The 19,425-nt window shown below is 72.7% G+C and carries 17 protein-coding genes; 2 read left to right on the top strand and 15 right to left on the bottom strand.

Going from position 1 to position 19,425, the window contains the following annotated elements; all coding sequences use genetic code 11:
• Nucleotides 1-157 precede the first annotated feature (157 nt).
• The 13 genes from ASF44_RS22755 to ASF44_RS22700 form a co-directional block, all read right to left on the bottom strand.
• Complete coding sequence (locus ASF44_RS22755; RefSeq protein WP_056901539.1) at nt 158-847, bottom strand: phage baseplate assembly protein V; 690 nt, start codon at nt 845-847, stop codon at nt 158-160.
• The gene (locus ASF44_RS22750) at nt 847-1,929 is read right to left on the bottom strand and encodes a phage late control D family protein (RefSeq protein ID WP_056901538.1); all 1,083 of its coding nucleotides are present in this window, start codon (nt 1,927-1,929) and stop codon (nt 847-849) included. Before ASF44_RS22750 ends, ASF44_RS22755 begins: the two co-directional genes overlap by 1 nt.
• A gap of 6 nt (nt 1,930-1,935) precedes the next feature.
• Nucleotides 1,936-2,100 (bottom strand): hypothetical protein, encoded by a 165-nt coding sequence (locus ASF44_RS32020; RefSeq protein ID WP_156374637.1) that lies wholly within the window; start codon nt 2,098-2,100, stop codon nt 1,936-1,938.
• An 11-nt stretch (nt 2,101-2,111) separates the two neighbouring features.
• A complete protein-coding gene (locus tag ASF44_RS22745; protein ID WP_056901537.1) occupies nt 2,112-3,143 on the bottom strand; it encodes a hypothetical protein in 1,032 nt (343 codons plus the stop codon).
• Nucleotides 3,143-3,625: a phage tail protein gene (locus tag ASF44_RS22740; RefSeq protein WP_056901536.1), complete on the bottom strand. Its 483-nt coding sequence runs from the start codon at nt 3,623-3,625 to the stop codon at nt 3,143-3,145. Before ASF44_RS22740 ends, ASF44_RS22745 begins: the two co-directional genes overlap by 1 nt.
• Before the next feature lie 186 nt (nt 3,626-3,811).
• The gene (locus ASF44_RS22735; protein ID WP_056901535.1) at nt 3,812-5,398 is read right to left on the bottom strand and encodes a hypothetical protein; all 1,587 of its coding nucleotides are present in this window, start codon (nt 5,396-5,398) and stop codon (nt 3,812-3,814) included.
• Between the two features lie 63 nt (nt 5,399-5,461).
• Nucleotides 5,462-5,905, bottom strand: a complete 444-nt coding sequence (locus ASF44_RS22730; protein WP_056901534.1) for a phage tail protein — start codon at nt 5,903-5,905, stop codon at nt 5,462-5,464.
• Between the two features lie 10 nt (nt 5,906-5,915).
• Nucleotides 5,916-7,685, bottom strand: coding sequence for a phage tail sheath subtilisin-like domain-containing protein (locus ASF44_RS22725; protein ID WP_056901533.1), 1,770 nt, complete (start codon nt 7,683-7,685; stop codon nt 5,916-5,918).
• A 41-nt stretch (nt 7,686-7,726) separates the two neighbouring features.
• Nucleotides 7,727-8,530, bottom strand: coding sequence for a hypothetical protein (locus tag ASF44_RS22720; protein ID WP_056901532.1), 804 nt, complete (start codon nt 8,528-8,530; stop codon nt 7,727-7,729).
• A gap of 76 nt (nt 8,531-8,606) precedes the next feature.
• On the bottom strand, nt 8,607-9,206 hold the full coding sequence (locus tag ASF44_RS22715) for a DUF4255 domain-containing protein (RefSeq protein WP_056901531.1): 600 nt from the start codon (nt 9,204-9,206) through the stop codon (nt 8,607-8,609).
• A gap of 36 nt (nt 9,207-9,242) precedes the next feature.
• Entirely contained in the window at nt 9,243-9,449 is a 207-nt protein-coding gene (locus ASF44_RS22710) for a hypothetical protein (protein WP_156374636.1), read from the bottom strand.
• 189 nt (nt 9,450-9,638) lie between these two features.
• A complete protein-coding gene (locus ASF44_RS22705; protein WP_056901529.1) occupies nt 9,639-10,637 on the bottom strand; it encodes a sigma 54-interacting transcriptional regulator in 999 nt (332 codons plus the stop codon).
• A 141-nt stretch (nt 10,638-10,778) separates the two neighbouring features.
• On the bottom strand, nt 10,779-11,183 hold the full coding sequence (locus tag ASF44_RS22700) for a hypothetical protein (RefSeq protein ID WP_056901528.1): 405 nt from the start codon (nt 11,181-11,183) through the stop codon (nt 10,779-10,781).
• 255 nt (nt 11,184-11,438) lie between these two features.
• Here ASF44_RS22700 and ASF44_RS22695 point away from each other — a divergent pair, with 255 nt between their 5' ends.
• Nucleotides 11,439-16,232, top strand: coding sequence for a galactose oxidase-like domain-containing protein (locus ASF44_RS22695; protein WP_056901527.1), 4,794 nt, complete (start codon nt 11,439-11,441; stop codon nt 16,230-16,232).
• A 2-nt stretch (nt 16,233-16,234) separates the two neighbouring features.
• Nucleotides 16,235-16,828, top strand: a complete 594-nt coding sequence (locus tag ASF44_RS22690) for an SCO family protein (protein WP_056901526.1) — start codon at nt 16,235-16,237, stop codon at nt 16,826-16,828.
• 22 nt (nt 16,829-16,850) lie between these two features.
• On the opposite strand, the gene ASF44_RS22685 is transcribed toward ASF44_RS22690, so the two are convergent.
• Complete coding sequence (locus ASF44_RS22685; protein ID WP_056901525.1) at nt 16,851-17,804, bottom strand: CysB family HTH-type transcriptional regulator; 954 nt, start codon at nt 17,802-17,804, stop codon at nt 16,851-16,853.
• A gap of 286 nt (nt 17,805-18,090) precedes the next feature.
• Complete coding sequence (locus ASF44_RS22680) at nt 18,091-19,299, bottom strand: acyl-CoA dehydrogenase family protein (RefSeq protein ID WP_056901524.1); 1,209 nt, start codon at nt 19,297-19,299, stop codon at nt 18,091-18,093.
• Nucleotides 19,300-19,425 lie beyond the last annotated feature (126 nt).

The following is a 19,425-nucleotide window of genomic DNA, read 5'->3' as shown; positions in this document are numbered from 1 at the left end:
GATTTCGCCCCCGCACGACTTCACGGCACTGCGCTCCTCGGCAGTGTCACAGGGGAAACTCCGATCCGGGCCATCGCTGCGCTCGGCCTGGGACCCGGGCCATTGCTTCGCTCGGCCGACGGGCATGGTGGGGTGGGGCATGAGGGGTTTCATGGCATCACCACACGTTCCCCGCACCAGGCGTGTAGCTCGCGCTGATCACCGCATTGGTCTGTAGCACCGCGCACTTGACGATGCCCGAGAAGTCGGCGATGGCGGCGTCGACCTTGACCATGCCGGCCGTCACCTCCACGTTGGCCGCCTGCACCGAGACCTTGGCCGCCGCCGTCACCGTGATGCCCGACGTCTCCAGCTTGATGCTGTTGCCGTTGGCGTCTTCCAGCGTGAGCTGGCTGGGGCCGTCCTTGAGCGTCACGCGTGTGCCGCCGGGGGTCTCCAGCGTCAGCGTCTCCTGGCCGCTCTCGTCCAGCAGCGTGATCTGGATGCCGTTCTTCGAACGCAGGCGCTTGGTGCGGTTGACGCCGCCGGCCGCGATGTCGGCCGGGGCGGCGGCGCTGCCGTTCCACAGCCCGCCCAGGATCAGCGGCGCGCGCGCATCGCCCTGGGCCATCAGCACCAGCACCTCGTCGTCCACGTCGGGCAGCATGAACAGGCCGCGCTGGTCGCCCGCGAACGGGGCGACGACGCGGGCCCAGAGCGGCGCGTCCTGGCCCTCGGCGCCGTCGAAGGCGAGCAGGCGGATCTGCACGCGGTTCAGGCGCTCGGGATCGTCCAGCGAGACCACGCGCGCGAGCTGGGCCAGCGCGGCCCAGGGCGGCGCGGTCATGAAGGGCAGGTCGCGTTGCATCAGGTCCCCAGGTAGGCCGTCTCGGCCTGGAATTCGGTGCGGTAGCCCTGGCGCTGGTCGAACAGGTGGCGCGCCTGCACCACGTAGTAGCTGTTGTCGAACTGTGGCGCGATGCCGGCCAGCCGCACATGGCAGCCCACGCGCAGCCGCGCATTGCCTTCGGCCACGCCCTCGGCGCGCACGAAGCGGCGCGCGCGCTGGTCGAGCGCGGCCTGGGCCACGGCGCGGGCCTCCTCGTCGCTGTGCACGGCCGGGCCGGCCAGGTGCAGCGGGCGCGCGCCCAGCGCGTCGCCGGCCCAGTCCGGGCCACTGCGGCCGCTGCCGGGTCCGCCGTGCGCCAGTGCGCTGGCCTGGCCGCTGACGGGGGCACCGTCGCGCGCGTTCCAGCCCGAGACGCTGACCGCGCTGACCTGCCCGGCCAGGTCGGCCGTGATGCGCACGCGCGCCAGCTGGCTGTACAGCGTGAGCTCCAGGCTGCCGCGCTGCACTTCGCCGCGCGGCGCCACCTGCAGCCGCTGGCCGACCACCTGCAGGTCGGCGTCGAAGCGCGCCAGCAGCCGGCGCAGGAAGCCGAGGTCGGTCTCGTCCAGCTGGGCCCAGGTGCCGCGCGGCTGCTCCAGCGCGGTCACGTCGATGCCCAGGCCGAGTTCGGCGGCGATGGCGCGCGCCACCTCGGCCGGCGACTGGTCGGTGTAGACGCGGGTGCGGCGCGCGCGGCGGGCCGTGCCCAGCGCGTCTTCGGCCAGCACCACGAGCTCGGGCGGCTTGCCGTAGTCGCAGACCATCTCCAGCGCGCTCACGCGGCCCTGGAAGATCTCGGTGGGTGCGGCCGCATCGCCGCTGTAGACGGCCAGCTCGGCACCCAGGCGCAGCGTGGAGCCGGCGTCGAAGGCCAGCTCGGGGCTGCCCTCGGTGGCGACCCAGTTGTTCAGGCGCAGCTCCAGGTGCGACAGGCCGCCTTCGTGCTCCTCCATGCGCAGCGCCAGCAGCTGCGTGCTGAGCCGTGCGTCCTCCTGCCCCGCGATGCGCAGCGTGGGGCGCGCACTGAAGATGGCGCTCTGGCTGAGGGTGGCTTCGGTCATGGCGGGCTACCGGTCGCACAGGCGTGCTGCGCGCTCGGCGCGCACGCGCAGGGTCTGCTCGATCTGTTCGGCCAGCGCGGCGCCATCGGGCGCTGGGGCGGCCGGCGCCGGCGCGCTGGCCGGCGGCGGCGGTTCGATCTCGGTGCTGACTTCTTCGAAGGTGACGGCCATGGTCCTGCTCCTCAACCGAACTGGATGCGGCCGTGCAGGTCCGCGTGCGCGCCGACCTCGGCACTGAGGCTGCCGCCGGCCTGCACCACGGCCCGGCCGCCGGGGCCGAACGCGGCGCCGGCCACGGGCGGGCCGGGCAGCAGGCTGGCGCGCGCGGACCCCAGGTCCACGGACACGCTGGCCGGTGCGATGGACAGGCCCGCGAAGGCCGGGCCGGCGGTGGCCGTGAGCGCGGCCCCGACGCTGAGGCCGGCGCCCGCGCTGGCGCCGATGCCCATGCCTGCGCCTGCGCCGATGGACAGTCCCGCACCGACGCCGCCCCCCATTCCCGCACCCACCCCCGCACCCAGCGACAGCCCGGCCCCGGCCGAGAAATCCGCCGCGGCCGCCAGCGTCACGCTGCCGCCGACCGACAGTCCGGCCTCGGCGCCGAAGCGCAGGCTGGCCGAGGCGTTGGCACTGGCGATGGCACGCGCGGCCCGCGGGTCGCCCAGTGCGTTGGCCACGCTGGCCGCGCCGGCACCGGGTGCGGCGCTGACCGGGTCGCGTGGCGCGCTGCGGTCCACCGGCGGGGCCGGGCTCTTGTTGCTCTGGAACTCCACCTCCTGACTGGCCAGCGTGAGCGCGATGGACGAGCGCAGCGGCACGCCTTCGGCCGAGAAGAAGTCCAGCGTCTCCTTGAACTGCTCGACCACGCCACGGAAGCGGTAGCTGCCCCAGCCGAACTCGACCTTGGGCGCGAACTTCTTGCTGCCGTCCTTGGCCGGCTCCAGCAGGCCGCTGATGTGGGCCGTGACGTCGCGCACCGAGACGCCGGTCTCGGTGGTGTCGAACACCAGCGTCATGCCGAGCTTGCCGCTGCTCTTCTTGACGAACTGGCGCGCGCCGTTGTTGCCGTTGCGGTCGTCGAACTCGTTGGCGATCGTGTATTCGAGCGAGGCCGGGTTGAACTGCACCTCGAACGGCGCGCCGCCCTTGCCCGGGCCGTCCAGCACCTTGAAGGTGGCGGCGGCCACGGTGGGAGCGTCGGGCAGCCAGGCCATCACGCCGCTCCCGTGTCGTACAGGCGCAGGCCCTCGTGTGCCAGGTGCAGCTCTTCGATGCCGACCTCGGTGCCCTTGGCGTTGAGGTCCGCGGCCTTGAACTTGACGGGCAGGCAGCGGTCCAGGCCCCAGGTCAGCGCCGGGTTGCCGGCGCTGTCCTGCACCGCGATCTCGGCCGACAGCCGGTAGGCATAGGCGCCGCCGCCCACCAGCTGGAACCAGCGGAACAGGTCGCGCGAGCGCGTCATGCCGCGCTTGAGCACCACGGTGGCGAAGCTGACCTGGCCGGCACGCTGGGTGGCGCCGTAGTTGGCGCCGCCCGCGCGGATCAGCTTGGGCTCCATGGTGGCCTCCAGGCCCGTGCACTCGGCGAAGGCGCCGCTGCAGACCTCGACCGCGCCGCCGCCGCCGCTGCCCGCGCGCTTGAACGTGACCGCGAAGCGGAACACGTGCAGGCCGACGAAGGCGGTGTCGGTTGCCATCTCAGTGGGCCATGGCGCTGGCGCGCCACCCGAAGAACACGAAATCGGCTCGCGGGCCGCTGGTCGACAGGCCGCGGAGCAGGCCATGCGTGTGCAGCCGCGGGGCCGGCTCTGCCGGACCGCTGGGTGCGCCCCTGGAGGGGGATGGGATGGCTACACGAAGTGAGCCAGCCAAACGGGGTGGTCTCATGTCATCTCCTGCGCCAGCGCATCGACGCTGGCGGCGTGGCCGAGCTGCAGCACCACGGTGATCTGCTCGATGGCCATGGCCGGGCGCACCTGCAGCACGGCATGGATGCGGCCGGCGTCCAGGTCGGCCTGTGTCATGGTGCTGCGGTCGCAGCGCACCGAGAAGGCCTGCTCGCGCGTGGCGCCGCCGAAGGCGCCGGCCTGCCAGAAGCCGGCCAGCAGTTCCTCCAGCGTGCCGCGCAGGCGCGCCCACAGGGCCGGGCCGTTGGGTTCGAACACGGCCGTGTCACCGGCGCGCTGCGCGGCCTGCAGCAGCGTGGCGAGCAGCCGGCTGGCGCCGCCGAAGCGCCAGGGGTCCAGCGCCGAGGCGCTCACGTCGGACTGCAGCGCCCAGCCCTCGGCCTGCGGTGCGAACAGGCACACGCGCCGCGCGAGCAGGGCCGATGGGCTGTCCGGCGCCAGCCCCCAAGCCGGCACGGGCTCGCCGCCGCCGACATCGCGCAGCCGCGCCAGCGACCGGTCGCCCGCCACCGAGCGGTGCGTGCCCAGCGCCACCGCGCCCTGCGCCACGAGGCCGGCCAGCACGCCATCGGCCGGCTCCAGGCCCTGCGGCAGATCGCCCGCGGCGGCGCGTGTGCGCAGCCAGGGCCAGGCGAATTGCGACAGCGCCTCGGCCGGGCGGCCCTGGGCGGTGTCTTCCAGGGTGCTGCCCGCCAGCACGCCGGCCTGCTGCAGGTAGGCCAGTAGTTCGGACTGTGCGTGCACGCCGGCGGCGCTGCGCGTGCCGGCCTCGGGCAGCGGCATCGCGGCCAGCAGCGTGGCGCTGCGCCGGTGCCGGGCCAGGAAGCCGCGCACGCTGTTCAGTGCCACGCGCCACTGCTGGTAGCCGGCCGCGTCCAGCCGCGGCGCGGGCACGCGCAGCAGTGCGGTGTCGCGCTCCTGCGGCTGCTCGATGTCGCAGGGTGCGAAGCCTTCGGGCAGCGGGGCGAGTGCGCGCGCAGTGTCGGGCGGCGGCGGCAGGCCGGCGCACAGGTCGGGCAGGTCGGGCAGCAGCAGCAGGCTGGCCTGCGGCAGGCCGTAGAGATGCTGCGCGCCGCGCCAGCTGGCCGGCTCGTGCGGTGCGAACGGCGCCGACAGCGGCCCCATGGGAAGCAGCCGCGCCAGCCGCGCGGCGCGCTGGGCGGCGCGCGTGGCGCTGTCCTGCTGCACGGGCCAGGGGTCGCCCACGCGCACGACGATGGCCCGCCTTCCACCGCGCGCGAAGAAGCTGCGCACGGCCGCCCCGAGGTAGCTGGCGCAGCGGCGCGTGCCGGCCGGGTCGACGGCGCGGCGGTCCCAGTCGTAGAAGCGGTCGAACAGGTGCCAGCTGTCGAGCGCCAGCGGCACGTCCAGCAGGTCTTCGACCTGCGCCGCGGGGCGCGCCCAGGGGCCGGTGACCCAGCCGCCCGCGTCGAGCTGCGCGCGCAGCGCATCGGGCAGCGGCCGGCCCGCGCGCCGGCCGACGAAGCCGACGAAGCAGGCCACGTCCGACCGGAAGAGGTCGGCGGGGGCGCTCGACGCAACGGGTTCGAAGACCAGGGCCATGTCAGTCCCTTGGCATCCGTGCTCGGCCTTCGCTGGCTGTGGGGAGCGCGCGCATGGTCTTTCTCAGGCGCTGTACTCGAGCGCTTCGGCGGACAGCACCACCTCTTCCATCGCCACGTCGCCCCCGCCCTTGCCCGCCAGCGTGGGGCCCGTGTACTTCATCGGGATCACGCCGCGCAACACCCAGGACTGCACGGGCTTTTGCGCCTCGTCGAGCAGCGTGATGGTGACGCTGCGCTGGGCCGCCGGGCCCTGGACGCGCGCGTTGCCGATCCAGTCGAACAGCGTCTTGGAGTTCAGGATGCCGCGCTTGAGCGTGACGTCGGACACCTTGTGCACGCCGGCGGCCTTGCGCACGTGGTTTTCCTTGTCGTTGCCGAAGCGGTACTCGGCCACGGTCAGCTCGGTGCCGATGCCCGAGACATCGGAGAAGCCGCCGAAGACCTCGCCGCCGTCGAAGTTGACGATGAAGTTGAAGGCGCCGTAGGGCGTGGTGCGGTTTGCCATGCTGTTCTCCTCAGGCAGCGTCGGCCGTCATCTGGCCGATGCGGAAGATCACGAACTCGGCCGGCTTGATGATGGCCACGCCGATCAGGCAGACCAGGCGGCCGTTGTCCAGGTCGTTCTGGGTCATCACGCTGCGGTCGCAGCGCACGAAGTAGGCTTGATCGGCCGTGCTGCCCAGGAGCGCGCCGTTGCGCCACTCGTTGTAGAGGAAGTCGGAGATGGTCTGGCGCACGTTGGCCCACAGGCGCTCGCCGTTGGGCTCGAACACGGCCCACTGCGTGCCGCGGTCGATGGACGATTCCAGGTAGTTGAAGTAGCGCCGGTCGGACACGTACTTCCACTCCGGGTCGCTGGAGACGAGCCGCGCGCCCCAGACGCGGTAGCCCCGCCCGGAGAGATAGCGCAGGCAGTTCACGCCCAGCGGGTTCAGCAACTCCTGCTGCGCGAAGTTGATGTCCAGCTCGAAGCGCAGCGCGCCGGTCACGACCTCGTTGGCCGGCGCCTTGTGCACGCCGCGCTGCACGTCGTTGCGCGCGTAGATGCCGGTCACGAAGCCCGAGGGCGGCAGCTCGATCTCGCGCGGGATGTCGTCGCGCCCGGGCCGGGCCAGCGGGTTGGCGACCACCACCCAGGGGTAGTAGAGCGCGGCGTGGCGCGAATCGACGCGGCCGCGCGCGGTGCGCATGTCGCCGGGCGTCTGGCGCGGCGCGCTGTCGAGCACGGCGATGCGGTAGGCGCGGCGGCGTTCGGCGTGCGCGATCAGCGCGTTCTGCACGGCCGGGCCTTCGGCATAGGCGCTGCTGCCGGGCGCGGCGACGATGGACACGTCCTCCAGGCCCGAGAGCGTGGCCAGCGCCGCGGCGTAGCTGCCGGCCGTGGTCTCGGCGCCCAGCGTGGGCGCGTTGCCGTCGCTGCCGCCGGCCAGCAGCAGCAGCCGGCGGCCTTCGGTGTCGCCGGCCACGGCCGGCAGCGCGCGCACGGCGGCTAGCAGCTCGAAGGCGTCCACGTCGGCGCCGATGTCGGCCATGACCAGGTTGTTCAGCGCCTCGGCGCGGCTGCCGGGGTTCAGCGCGAGCACGGTGCCCAGCCAGCGCGGGTGGGCGCGTGCTAGGCCCAGGTCTTCCCAGGTCTGGGCGCCGCCGTCGGCATCGACCACGTCCAGCGCGAGCGTGAGCAGCGCGGCCGTGGCGCCCGCGCCGCCGGGCACGTCGTTCGGCCCCAGGCCCGTGAGGTCGAGCGCCGCGGCGTTGGCCTGGGCCCAGGTGGCGCCGTTGCCCTGGTAGAGCGTCTCGGTGCTGCCGACCGTGATGGCCAGCATGCTGCCGGCCGGCGCGGTGGCCATGGTGCGCAGCGTGGCCGGGCGCTGCGCCACGCGGAACAGCACGCGGCCGTTGGAGGAAGCCCCGGGAAAGCGCGCGCGCATGAAGGCGCCGGCCGCATCGGCCCCGGCCAGCAGCTGGCCGGCCGCGAACAGCGCGCCGTTGACGGTGCGCGCCACGTACAGCCGCGAGCCCCCGTTGTCGAAGTACGCCCGCACGGCATGGGCGACGTAGTTGAGCCGGCGCGCGGCGTCGGCCACGTCGGCCAGCTCCAGGTTCTCCAGCCCGCCGTAGATGTGCTCGAAGTCGGTCAGGCTGGTGACCAGCTCGGGCACGCCCGCCACGGGGCCGCGGCGCGTGGGGCCGACGAAGGCGGTGGTGCTGGTGCCCACGCCCTCGATGGATTTGGCGCGGAAGCTGGTTTCTTCCACGTAGACGCCGGGTGCCAGGTATTCGGGCATGGCTCAACTCCTTTCATGCAGGCGGGAAGCTCGCTCGGCCTTCATGGCAGGGCGAGCACAAGGGACAGGGACAGCGACCGACCCGCCGCGAGCGCCACGGCCTGCGTGGCGTTCGGGAGCAGGGCGGCGCGGGCTTCGAGCAGGTCCGGATCGACCAGCGGCAGCGTGGCCGGCACGCGGCCGGCCTGCACGTCGGCCAGCGGCGTGCGCAGGCCCATCGTGGGGTCGAAGACCCACTGCAGCGCGGCCGCCAGCTCGCTCACGACCACGGCATCGGGCTCGTCCGACCAGGTGGTGACGGGCACGCCGGGCACGGGCACCAGGGCCTCGCCGCGCCAGTCGGTCAGGCCGCGGGCCAGCACGCGCCCGTCGGCGCGCACCACGAGCAGCGCGCCGCCCAGCGCATCGCCGCCGGCCTGCGCGTGCAGGCTGGCGCGCAGCAGCGACCAGTTGGCGCCGGTGGGCGCGGCGGCGGCCGGGTACAACGCGAGTTCGACCGGTGTGAAGAGCGCATCGGGCTGGCCGGCCACGGGGTCGCGCGGCAGGGCCAGCGTGGTGCGGCGCGGCAGGTAGCGGCCCAGCGGATCCTGCACGCTGAGCGGCAGCCGCACGCTGCCGATGGCCGGAGCCGCGGGCGGCAGCGCGAAGGCCGCCTCGTGCGCGGCCAGCGCGTCGGCGCGCACCACCACGTACAGGCCGCTGCGGTTGCGCCGCAGCGTGCCGCCGGTCAGCTGCAGTTGCAGCGGGGTGTCGATCTGCGTGCGCGTGACGGCGTCGACGCAGCGCACGGCGCCCAGCACGCGCGTCTCCACGCGTTCGAGCTCGCGCAGCAGCAGGGCTGTCATGGGTGCACCCTTCGGCCTGCGGCCTGTCGTCCGCCCAAGCGGGCACGCGCTTGCCTGGGGCGGCCCGGCGCGGCGCTCACGGCTGCGCTCCCGCAGGCACGGCCGTGCCGTGCACGAAGCGCGTGGCGACGACGGGCGCGGCGGCGAGCAGGCCGTCCGGGTCCAGCCGCACGCGGCGCGCGATGTAGGAGACCGACAGCCGGTAGGGCGGCTCCAGCGCGTCCCAGATGCGCATCATGTCCTCGGTGGACAGCTCGGACGGGATGATCTGCACCACCTCGTCCGGCGCCCAGCCGGCCTCGGGCGACAGCGCCGATGCGTCCAGGATGGGGTGCTGGTAGAGCTGGCGCACGGCCCAGGCCATGGGCAGCAGCTCGTCCTGCGGGTTGCCGGCCCAGGCGGTCAGCAGCAGGTGCACGTCCAGGCCCAGCGGCGGCTGCTGGTCGGCCGGCATGCGGTCGGGCCGCGCCTGGCGCAGGTGCTCGTTGACGGTCAGGCGGTAGACGTACAGCGTGATCCGCGTGCCATCGTCCTGCGGCCCGGCGAGTTCGCCGGAGGACAGCAGCGCGAAGCCGCACTCGGGCATGGCCTGGCCCGCCACCTCGGCCGGGTAGGTGTTGCGCAGGTAGGTCACGAGGGACTGCCCCACCGAGTGGATCGCCTGGATGTTCGCCATGTTGTCGCGTCGTGTGTTCTCGCGTCGGTTCTCTCTTCAATGCCGGGGCCGTGGGGCCCGGTAGATCGCGCCATCGCCCGGCAGCGGCACCCGCTCGATCCGGCCCTGCTGCTGTAGCGCGTCCAGCGCCTGCTGCAGCTCGTCCGCCGTCACGAGCACCCCGGCCGTTGCCAGCCACCACTGCGCGATGCCTTGCTCGGAATCGGCCGCCAACGGGTGGCGCGCCAGGTAGTCCAGGATCACCTGCTGCGCCTGCCGCCAACCTGGTTCCGCTGCGTCGTGCAATCACACCCCCGGTACGTGTCTGGGTGTTCCATTGCGAATGCCGTGCCAGCCCGTGGGCCGGGGGCAAGTGCTTGATGTGCCTGGGTTTTGTGCGGGCCGGGCGGGGTGTGCGGGTCGTGCGCGACCCGCTTGGGCGGACCCGGTGGGTCAGCCGCGGCGCTCCAGGCCGTGCTTCTTGAGCAGCTTGCCCAGCGCGCGCCGTTCCTTGCCGGCCAGCCGCGCGGCGTGGGTCACGTTGCCGTCGGCCAGCTGCATGAGGCTTTGCAGGTAATCGCGCTCGAACTGCTGCAGCGATTCCTCGCGCGCGTCGTGGAAGCTGCGCAGCGCGCCGGGCGCGACGCTGGACGGTGTGACCACGGTCACATGCCCGGACAAGGCGAACGGAATGTGCGGCGAAAGCTCCAGCGTGTCGCCATCGGACAACATCAGCGCGCGCTGCACGCGGTTGTCCAGCTCGCGCACATTGCCGGGCCAGGCATGGCGGGCGATCCAGTCCAGGCTGGACCGGGTCAGCCGGCGCGGCGCGAGCGCGTGGCGGCGCGTGTGCTCGGCCATGAAGTGCTCGGCCAGCAGCGCGGCGTCGCCCGGGCGTTCGCGCAGCGGCGGCAACTCGAGCAGCAGCACGTTCAGGCGGAAGACCAGGTCGTCGCGGAAATGGTGGCTGTCCAGCAGGGCGTCCAGCCGCGGGCTGGCGGCGGCGATGACGCGCACGTCGCCGCTGCATTCGCGCGCGCCGCCCACGGGGCGGTAGCGCTGGTCCTGCAGGAAGCGCAGCAGCGCCACCTGCGCGCGCAGCGGCAGCGCGTCCAGCTCGTCGAGGAAGAGGGTGCCGCCCTCGGCTGCCGCCACGAGGCCGGCACGGGCCTGGCGCGCGTCGGTGAAGGCACCGCGCTCGCAGCCGAACAGCTCGGTTTCGATCAGCGTCTCGGGCAGCGCACCGCAGTTGACGGGCACGAAGGGGCCGTGCTGGCGGGCGGACTGGTAGTGGATGGCGCGTGCGGCCAGCTCCTTGCCGGTGCCGGTCTCGCCCTGGATCAGCACCGGCGCGTCGAAGCGTGCCATGCGCGCGATCAGCTGCAGGACGTGCAGGAATGCCGGCGAGCGGCCGATCAGGCGTGGGGCGGCAAGGCTGGGTGGCTGCTGCATGGATCCTCCCCCGGTGGCCGGTGGTCCATGAGACTAGCGCTGGATGGCCCCGCGGAGCAAGGGGCGCGCCCCGGTGCCGGTGCGGCAGCCGGGGCGTTTATCGGCTGGATGGTGGATGGCGCGTGCCACCCACCGTGCCGGTCAGCTGGCGCTCTTGTCCTTGAGCTTCTCGCCGCCGCGGCGGATTGCGTCGCCGCTGCGTTCCATGCCGTTGCCCACGGCCTCGCCGGTGCGCTGCGCGCCGTGCTTGATGGCCTGGCCGGTGCGCTGGGCGCCGTGCTTGACGGCAGCGCCTGCCTTGTGCGCGCCTTCCTTGATGTTCTGCTCGGCGCGCGCGGCCGGGCCGGGCTGCGGGTTGCGCGGGTCGGCGCTGCGGTAGGTGGTCTGCGGCTGCATGTCGCGCGGGTTGGCGCTGCGGTAGTTCTGCAGGGCCTGGTCCATGCGCTGCTCGCGCGTGGTCATGTCCTGGGCCTGGGCGGCAGGCAGCAGGCCGGCCAGCGCGACGGTGGCGACGGCGATCAGGGTCAGGTGGCGGGAAGAGGTCATGGTGCGATCCGTTGTAAGGAGATGGGACAGGACGAGCGTAGACAGGTCGGCGTGGCGGCGCAGTCGGCCGGCCACGCGAGCGCGCGTGGGTTTGCGACTACGCGGCGGTGCCGTCCTGGGCCTTCGAAGGGCCGTCTGGTACCGCTGGGTGCCGCGCGGTGACCTTTCGTCGCCCGAATTTGTTACATTGCAACAATTTGTGTCTAAAACTTACGTGTCGATGCCGTCGGCCGGGGTGCGAGCAGGAGAGTTGCCTTGTTGTTCTTCATCCATGACCAGTCGCAAGGGGGCCGCGTGCGGCACCGGTGTTCGGCGGCGGCGGCGACCGTGTTCGCCGCCCTGGCCCTCGCGGCGTGCGGCAGCGGAGGCGACGGCGATGATCCGGGGCCTGCCGCGCGCCCGGATGCCGCCCGCGAGCGGATCGCCGCGGTGACCGCCTCCGGCAACTGGGTCACCGTCGATGCGCCGGCCGATCCCTTGCTGGACAACCTGGCGGTGGCCGCCGACGCGCCGACGCGCGGCATGTGGTCGGGCGTGCAGGCCTGGCCGCTCAACGGCCTGCACGCGGCCGTGCTGCCCAACGGCAAGCTGCTGACCTACGGCACCAACCTGGACGGTGGCCAGCAGAACGGACGCTACCTGGACCTGTGGGACCCGACGCTCGGCTTCGCCAACGCCGCGCACACCACCACCTACCGCGCCGAACAGCAGGACAGCTTCTGTGCGGCCGCCACCTACCTGACCGATGGCCGGCTGCTGGTATCGGGCGGCAACGGCGGCGTCACCAGCACCTTCTACACGCCGTCGAACAACGCCGTCGCCCAGTCGAGCGCCAACATGGCCGACGATCGCTGGTACGCGACCATGCTCACGCTGCCCGACGGCCGCCCGCTGATCCTGGGCGGCATGGCGCCGTACGCCGAGACCATGCAGGACAACCCCGACCAGGCCGTGGCACGGGGCCTGGCGTCGATGACGCCGGAGGTCTACGAGAACGGCGCCTGGCGCTCGCTGCCTGGCGCCTACAGCCGCGATGCCTTTGGGCCCGACTACCTGCGTGCGTCGTATCCGCGCAGCTGGGTGGCGCCCAGCGGCAAGGTGTTTGGCGTCTCGGCCGAACGCATGTGGTCCCTGGACCCGGGCGGCAACGGCAGCATCACGACACTGGGCGCGTTCAAGCAGGCGCCCGGCGCGACGGCCAAGCCCAACGTCGGCGCGACCAATTCCGCGGTGATGTACGACATCGGCAAGGTCCTGCTCGTGGGTGGCAACGGCTCGTACAACGCCGACGAGCTGCCCGCCAGCAAGCTCGCCACCCAGATCGACATCAACGGCGCCGCGCCCGTGCTGACCGAGCAGCCGGCGATGGCCAACGCGCGCCGCTACCCCAATGCGATCGTGCTGCCCGACGGCAAGGTGGTGGTCACGGGCGGGGCGACCTACGGCAACTTCTATTCGGGCCAGCCGGCGGCCGCCGTCTACGCGGCCGAGATCTGGGACCCGGCGACGGGCACCTGGCGCACCGGCGCCAGCGCGGCCATCTACCGCGGCTACCACTCGTTCACCGTGCTGCTGCCCAACGGCACCATCCTGTCCACCGGCGGCGGCACGCCGGGGCCGGTGACCAACCTGAACGCCGAGGTCTACTACCCGCCGCAGCTGTTCACCACCGTCAACGGCACGGCGAAGCTGGCCACGCGCCCGGTGATGAAGGCGATCAGTGGCCTGTCGTACGCCAACGAGGGCCAGATGCAGATCGACATGGCCAGCGGCGCGGCGGTCTCCAGGCTCGCGCTGATCGGCCTGAGCGTCGGCACGCACTCGTTCAATGCGGGCCAGCGCCGCATCCCGCTGGCCTTCACGCAGGACAACTTCCGCCTCACCGCCACGCTGCCGGGCAGCACCGTCGCGCCGCCGGGCTACTACCAGGTGGTGGCCATCGACGCGGCCGGCGTGCCCTCGCGCGGCGCCATCGTGGCCATCGGCCAAGGCGTGCAGGCGCCCCCGGTGTCCACCACGCCCTACACGCCGCCCGACACCTCGGGCGCGGTCAACGCGCCGATCATCGCGGCCGGCGGCACCGCCAGCTTCTCCTACCCGGCGTCCACCGGTGCCAGCTACAGCTGGGACTTCGGCGACGGCAGCGCGGCGACGGCCTTTTCCACGGCCGCGTCGGCCACCCACGTCTACACGCAGGCCGGCATCTATGCCGTCACCCTGACGGCGCGCGCGGCCGACGGATCGACCGCGCGCCGCAGCATCGTGCAGGCGGTGGCCAACGCCGCCACCGCCAAGAGCCCGACGGCATCGAGCGCCGTGGCGCTGACCGGCCAGGCCGCGCCGGCCACGACCGCCAACCTGGCGCCTTCGGCCACGCTCGCCACCTCCTACGTGTCGGCCTGGGAGAAGCTGTCGGCGGTCAACGACAACGCCACCCCGGCCAATTCGGCCGACCACAGCGCCGGCGCCTACGGCAACTGGAACGGCACCGGGGCCTATGGCGCGACCCACTGGGTCAGCTTCAGCTGGTCCACGCCGAAAGTGCTCACGGCGTTCGACGTCTACTGGTGGAACGATGGCCAAGGCATCGCCACGCCCAAGGCCGCGCAGGTCGAGTACTGGAACGGCAACGCATGGGTCGCGGCCGGCGCCATCGGCACGGCGCTCAACACCTTCAACCGGGCCAAACTCAACGTGACGACCACGCAGGTGCGGGTCGCGATGAGCAGCGCCGCCGCCACCGGCATCCTGGAGGCGCGCGTGTATGGCGCCGAGGCACCCACGCCCTACCTCTGGGTGGCCAATCCCGACACCAACACCGTGGCCGTCTTCAACACGGCCACCCGCACGCGGGTGGCCGAGGTCGCCGTGGGCCAGTCGCCGCGCAGCGTGGCGCTCGCGCCGGACGGCCGCGCCTGGGTGGTCAACAAGGATGCGGCCAGCATCAGCATCCTCAGCCCGACCACGCTGCAGGTGGTGCAGACGGTGGGCCTGCCGCGGGCCTCGCGGCCGCACGGGCTGGCCTTCGCGCCCGGCGGCAGTGCCTACGTGGTGCTGGAGGCCACCGGCCAGCTGCTCAAGCTCGACCCCTCCAGCGGTGCGCAGCAGGCCGCGCTGGCCGTGGGCACCAACCCGCGCCATGTGTCGGTCAGCGCGGACGGCGCCACGGTGCTGGTCTCGCGCTTCATCACGCCGCCGCTGCCCGGCGAGAACACGGCGAAGGTGGACACCAGCAGCGCCGGTGCCGAGGTGGTGGTGGTCAACGCCGCAGCCATGACGATCGCCAAGACCACCGTGCTGCGCCACAGCGACAAGGCCGACAGCGAGACCCAGGGCAGCGGCATCCCCAACTACCTGGGCGCGGCGGTGGTCTCGCCCGACGGCAAGAGCGCCTGGGTGCCGTCCAAGCAGGACAACATCAAGCGCGGCATGCTGCGCAGCGGCCAGAACCTGGACTTCCAGAACACCGTGCGTGCCATCAGTTCGCGCATCGACATGGGCACGCTGGCCGAGGACCTGGGCCGGCGTATCGACCATGACAACGCCAGCCTCGCCTCGGCGGCGGCCTTCCACCCGAGCGGGGCCTACCTGTTCGTCGCGCTCGAGACGAGCCGGCAGGTCGCCGTGGTGGACCCGGTGGGCGGCCACGAGCTGTTCAGGGTGGACGTCGGCCGCGCGCCGCAGGCGCTGTCCGTGTCGGCGGACGGCCGCACGCTGTACGTGCAGAACTACATGGACCGCACGGTGAGCGTGCTGGACCTCGCGCCGCTGGTCAACAACGGCGAGTTGCGCCTGGCCGCCGTGGCCACGCTGGCGACGGTCGGCACCGAGCTGCTGCCGGCGCAGGTGCTGGTGGGCAAGCAGCTGTTCTACGACGCGCGGGACCCGCGCCTGGCCCGCGACGCCTACATGAGCTGCGCGGCCTGCCACAGCGACGCCGGCCACGACGGCCGCGTGTGGGACCTGACCGGCCTGGGCGAGGGACTGCGCAACACGGTGGCCCTGAAGGGACGCGCCGGCACGGGGCACGGCTTCCTGCACTGGAGTGCGAACTTCGACGAGGTGCAGGACTTCGAGAAGCAGATCCGCGACCTCGCCGGCGGCCTGGGACTGATGAGCGACGCGCTCTACAACGCCGGCACGCGCAACCAGGCGCTGGGCGACAAGAAGGCGGGCCTGAGCACCGACCTCGACGCGCTGGCCGCCTACCTGGGCTCGCTGAACACCTTCGACCCCAGCCCGCTGCGCAACGCCAACGGCACGCTCACCACGGCGGCAGCGGCCGGCAAGACGGTCTTCCAGAACGCCAACTGCGCCAGCTGCCACGGCGGCACCGCGTTCACCTCCAGCGTGAACGCATCCTCGCTGCGCGACATCGGCACCATCAAGTCCAGCAGCGGCAAGCGCCTGGGTGGCGCATTGACGGGCATCGACCCGCCGACGCTGCGCGACGTGTGGGCCAGCGCGCCCTACCTGCACGACGGCAGCGCGCCCACCCTGGCCGCGGCGGTGCAGGCGCACGCCGGCAACACCGTCACCGGCACCGACCTGGGCAACCTGGTGGCCTACCTGCAGCAGATCGGCAGCGAGGAGGCCGCCGCGCCAGCGCCGGTGCAGTCGGCCGCCAACCTGGCGCCGTCGGCCACGCTGACCACCTCGTTCGTGTCGAACTGGGAGTCGCTGGCGGCGGTGAACAACAACATCGTCCCGGCCAACTCCGCCGACAAGACCGGGGGCGCCTATGGCAACTGGAACGGCACCGCGGCCTATGGCGCCACCAACTGGGTCCGCCTGCGCTGGGGCGCGCCGAAGACCTTCAGCGCGTTCGAGGTGTACTGGTGGAACGACGGCCAAGGCATCGCCACGCCCACCGCGGCCACGGTGTGGTCCTGGAACGGCACGGCCTGGGTGTCGCTGGGAGACATCCAGCTGGCCTTGAACACCTTCAACCGGCTCAACTTCGCGCCGGTGACGACCGACGGGCTCTACATCTCGATGCGCAGCGCCCGGGCCACGGGCATCCTCGAACTGCGGGCCTGGGGCTACTGAGCATGGCCGCCTTGCCGAAGAACCCCCAGCGCCGGCGCGTCGTCGGCACGCTGCTCGGGCTGGTCGCCATGCCGAACTGGGCGGCGCCGGCCGCCGACGCCTTCGCCAGCAATTTCCAAGGACTGGCGCTGCGCGACCAGGACGACCGGGCCTTCGACATCGGCCGCCTGGCCGGCCGCGTGCTGCTGGTGAACTTCATCTACACCGGCTGCTCCACCGTGTGCCCCGTGCAGACGCAGGTCCTGGCCCAGGTGCAGGCCGATCTGCCGGCCGACGTGCGCACGGGCGTGCACTTTGTCTCGGTGTCGCTCGATCCGCTGGCGGACACGCCGGCCGCGCTGAAGGCCTACGCGGCGCGGTTCTCCGTCGACCTCAGGCGCTGGAGCTTCGTGACGGGCCGGCCCACCGATGTCGAACGTGTCTCCGAGCGGCTGCGGCTGTTCCGCCGCGAGGACACCGTGCGCCGGCCGGACGACCACGCCACGACGCTGTGGCTCGTGGATGCCAGGGGCCGGCTGGTCCAGCGGCTGCACGGCCAGCCGCCGGACGCGCGCCGCCTGGGCAGCGAACTCGCGGTGCTGCGCCGCATGGGCTGAGCGGCCCGGCGCCGGCGGCGGCTCAGATCTCGTAGCCGTCCGCCGTCACCTTGTCCTTGTCGGCCACCATGGCCTGGTCGACCACGCTGCGCTGCAGCGTCGGCGCGAAGGACTCGATCAGCGCGTAGACGTAGGCGCGCAGGTAGCTGCCACGCCGCAGCGCGAGCTTGGTCAGGTTGATGCCGAACAGCGCGCCCGCGTCGATGGCGCGCAGCTGCGTGTCGCGCTCGGCCTCGAAGGCGATCGAGGCCACGATGCCCACGCCCATGCCGAGCTCCACATAGGTCTTGATCACGTCGGCGTCCATCGCGCTGAGCACGATGCGCGGCTCGATGCGGTGCTTGGCGAAGGCCTGGTCGATGTGGCCGCGGCCCGTGAAGCCGGCGCCGTAGGTGATCAGCGGGTAGCGCGCCAGCTTCTCCAGGCTCAGCGGGCCTTCGAGCAGCGGGTGGTTGGGCGGCACGATGATGGAGTGCGTCCAGCGGTAGCAGGGCAGGGCGACGAGGTCGGCGTACTGCGCCAGCGCCTCGGTGGCGATGCCGATGTCGGCCTCGCCCGACAGCAGCATCTCGGCCACCTGGCGCGGCGAGCCCTGGTGCAGGTGCAGCTTGACGTTGGGAAATTGCAGCCGGAATTCCTGCACCGCCGTGGGCAGTGCATAGCGGGCCTGCGTGTGCGTGGCCGCGATGGAGAGCGAGCCGCTTTGCTGCGCCACGAACTCCTGGCCCGCGGTGCGCAGGTTGTGGCTGCCCTGCAGAATGTTCTCGATGATGGGCAGCACGTGGGCGCCGGGCTCAGTCAGCCCCGTGAGCCGCTTGCCGGCACGCACGAACAGGTCGATGCCCAGTTCCTCCTCCAGCTCGCGGATCTGCCGGCTCACGCCGGGCTGCGAGGTGTGCAGGGTGTGGGCCACTTCGGTGAGATTGAAGCCGCAACGCACGGTTTCACGGACGGAGCGCAATTGCTGGAAGTTCATCGTGCCGCATTGTTCGGGCCGGCACGCCAATCTCCAACGATTGATTCGTTGGTTCTATATCGCCAAAACATCGCAGGGTCTGCCCGGCGTCCGCCCAAAAAAAACCCCATGCCGGGTGGCATGGGGCCCAAGTCCCCTTCCGAGGGAGCAATCTGTCGCGCCGAATGCAGGCCGCTGCCCGCGGGCCGCCAACGAAGATTTGTGCGCTTGCTGATGTGCGCAACGTGGTGCGGAACCTTCCATCCGCAGCGCGCGAAGGCGCCGGGCCGGCGGGCGCCGGGGCGCGCTACAGGCCCAGCGCGCGGCGCCCGGCGGCGGCCAGCACGGCGTCGCTCTGCGGCGCGTGCACGCGGCCGCACAGCACGTCGCGCAGGTGGCGCTGCAGCGGGTTGTGCCGCGTGAGGCCGTGGTTGCCGCAGAGCTTGAGCGCGCGCTCCACGGCCTCGATGGACTGGGCCGTCACGCTGTGCTTGAGCAGGCCGCTGTCGGGCACGGCGGGCGGCTCGCCGCAGTCCACGGCGGCGACGGCATCGTCGAGCAGCACGCGGTTGCTGCGCAGCAGGGCCTCGATCTCGCCCAGCGCCTCGTGCGTGCGCGGCAGGCTGGCCAGCGGCGCGCCCAGGCTGCCCGGCGCGCGCGTGCGCAGGAAGCCCAGCAGCCAGTCGCGTGCGGCGCGCGCCACGGCGTCGTAGAGCGCGCCCAGCAGCACGGCCATCCAGGCCTGGTGCAGGGCCTGGGCCTGTTGCTCGGCGGGGCTGCCGGCGCCCGGCGCCCAGTCGGCCGGCGCGCGCAGGTCCACCGCGTTCTCCAGCGGCAGCGGCACCTGGTCGAACACGGCCTCGTGGCTGCCCGAGGCGCGCAGGCCCAGGTGGTCCCAGCTGCGCACGATGCGGATGCCGGGCGCATCGCGCGGCACCAGGAACACGCCGGTGCGCGGCGTGGCCTCGTCGGTGCGGCCCCACACGGCCAGCCAGTGCAGGCCCTCGATGCCGGTGCAGTAGAGCTTGTGGCCCGACAGCCGCCAGCCTGCGCCCACGCGGCGCGCCACGGTGTCGGGCAGGCCGCCGCGGCTGGGCGAACCCAGCAGCGGCTCCACGCGCAGCGCGTTCACGAGTGCTCCGTGCCGCACCGCGTCGCGCGCCACGCGTTCGCGCAGCGCCAGCGGCCAGCGGCTGCCCTCGTGCGCAAGCGCCAGGTGCTGCAGGTAGGTCATGGTCAGGATCAGCGCCGTGGCCGGCTCCGCGTGGGCCAGCGCGGCGACCACGCGGCGTGCCTCGGCCAGGCCCGCGCCGGCGCCGCCCCAGGGTTTGGGCACCACCAGCGCGACGAGTCCGGCCTCGTGCAGCGCGGCGAAGTTGGCATGCGGGAAGTCGCCGCTGGCGTCGAGGTCGGCCGCGCCGCTGGCCAGCAGCGCCGTCAGGCGGGCGAGCACGGTGGGGTGCAGTCCAGGCACGGCAGGCGCGCTGGGAAGCCGGTAGAGCAAGGGAGCGTTCATGGGGCAGGGTCCGGCCGTTGGGGAAGGAGCTGCGCAGGCTATCGGCAGGGCCGCCCGGCCCAAACTTGCGCAGCGCATATGCAACGGCGTTTTTCTTCGTTCTTGCCGAGGCGCCCGCTGGCTAAG

The sequence above is a fragment of the Pseudorhodoferax sp. Leaf274 genome, assembly GCF_001422445.1.
Lineage (GTDB): Bacteria > Pseudomonadota > Gammaproteobacteria > Burkholderiales > Burkholderiaceae_C > Pseudorhodoferax.
Note: the sequence above shows the minus strand (reverse complement) of the source record. Positions and strands in the feature narration are given on the sequence as shown.

Excerpts from the sequence above, each read along its gene's own strand:
- ASF44_RS22755 (WP_056901539.1), bottom strand. The coding sequence starts at position 847 with ATGCAACGCGACCTGCCCTTCATGACCGCGCCGCCCTGGGCCGCGCTG.
- ASF44_RS22750 (WP_056901538.1), bottom strand. The coding sequence starts at position 1,929 with ATGACCGAAGCCACCCTCAGCCAGAGCGCCATCTTCAGTGCGCGCCCC.
- ASF44_RS32020 (WP_156374637.1), bottom strand. The coding sequence starts at position 2,100 with ATGGCCGTCACCTTCGAAGAAGTCAGCACCGAGATCGAACCGCCGCCG.
- ASF44_RS22745 (WP_056901537.1), bottom strand. The coding sequence starts at position 3,143 with ATGGCCTGGCTGCCCGACGCTCCCACCGTGGCCGCCGCCACCTTCAAG.
- ASF44_RS22740 (WP_056901536.1), bottom strand. The coding sequence starts at position 3,625 with ATGGCAACCGACACCGCCTTCGTCGGCCTGCACGTGTTCCGCTTCGCG.
- ASF44_RS22735 (WP_056901535.1), bottom strand. The coding sequence starts at position 5,398 with ATGGCCCTGGTCTTCGAACCCGTTGCGTCGAGCGCCCCCGCCGACCTC.
- ASF44_RS22730 (WP_056901534.1), bottom strand. The coding sequence starts at position 5,905 with ATGGCAAACCGCACCACGCCCTACGGCGCCTTCAACTTCATCGTCAAC.
- ASF44_RS22725 (WP_056901533.1), bottom strand. The coding sequence starts at position 7,685 with ATGCCCGAATACCTGGCACCCGGCGTCTACGTGGAAGAAACCAGCTTC.
- ASF44_RS22720 (WP_056901532.1), bottom strand. The coding sequence starts at position 8,530 with ATGACAGCCCTGCTGCTGCGCGAGCTCGAACGCGTGGAGACGCGCGTG.
- ASF44_RS22715 (WP_056901531.1), bottom strand. The coding sequence starts at position 9,206 with ATGGCGAACATCCAGGCGATCCACTCGGTGGGGCAGTCCCTCGTGACC.
- ASF44_RS22705 (WP_056901529.1), bottom strand. The coding sequence starts at position 10,637 with ATGCAGCAGCCACCCAGCCTTGCCGCCCCACGCCTGATCGGCCGCTCG.
- ASF44_RS22700 (WP_056901528.1), bottom strand. The coding sequence starts at position 11,183 with ATGACCTCTTCCCGCCACCTGACCCTGATCGCCGTCGCCACCGTCGCG.
- ASF44_RS22690 (WP_056901526.1), top strand. The coding sequence starts at position 16,235 with ATGGCCGCCTTGCCGAAGAACCCCCAGCGCCGGCGCGTCGTCGGCACG.
- ASF44_RS22685 (WP_056901525.1), bottom strand. The coding sequence starts at position 17,804 with ATGAACTTCCAGCAATTGCGCTCCGTCCGTGAAACCGTGCGTTGCGGC.
- ASF44_RS22680 (WP_056901524.1), bottom strand. The coding sequence starts at position 19,299 with ATGAACGCTCCCTTGCTCTACCGGCTTCCCAGCGCGCCTGCCGTGCCT.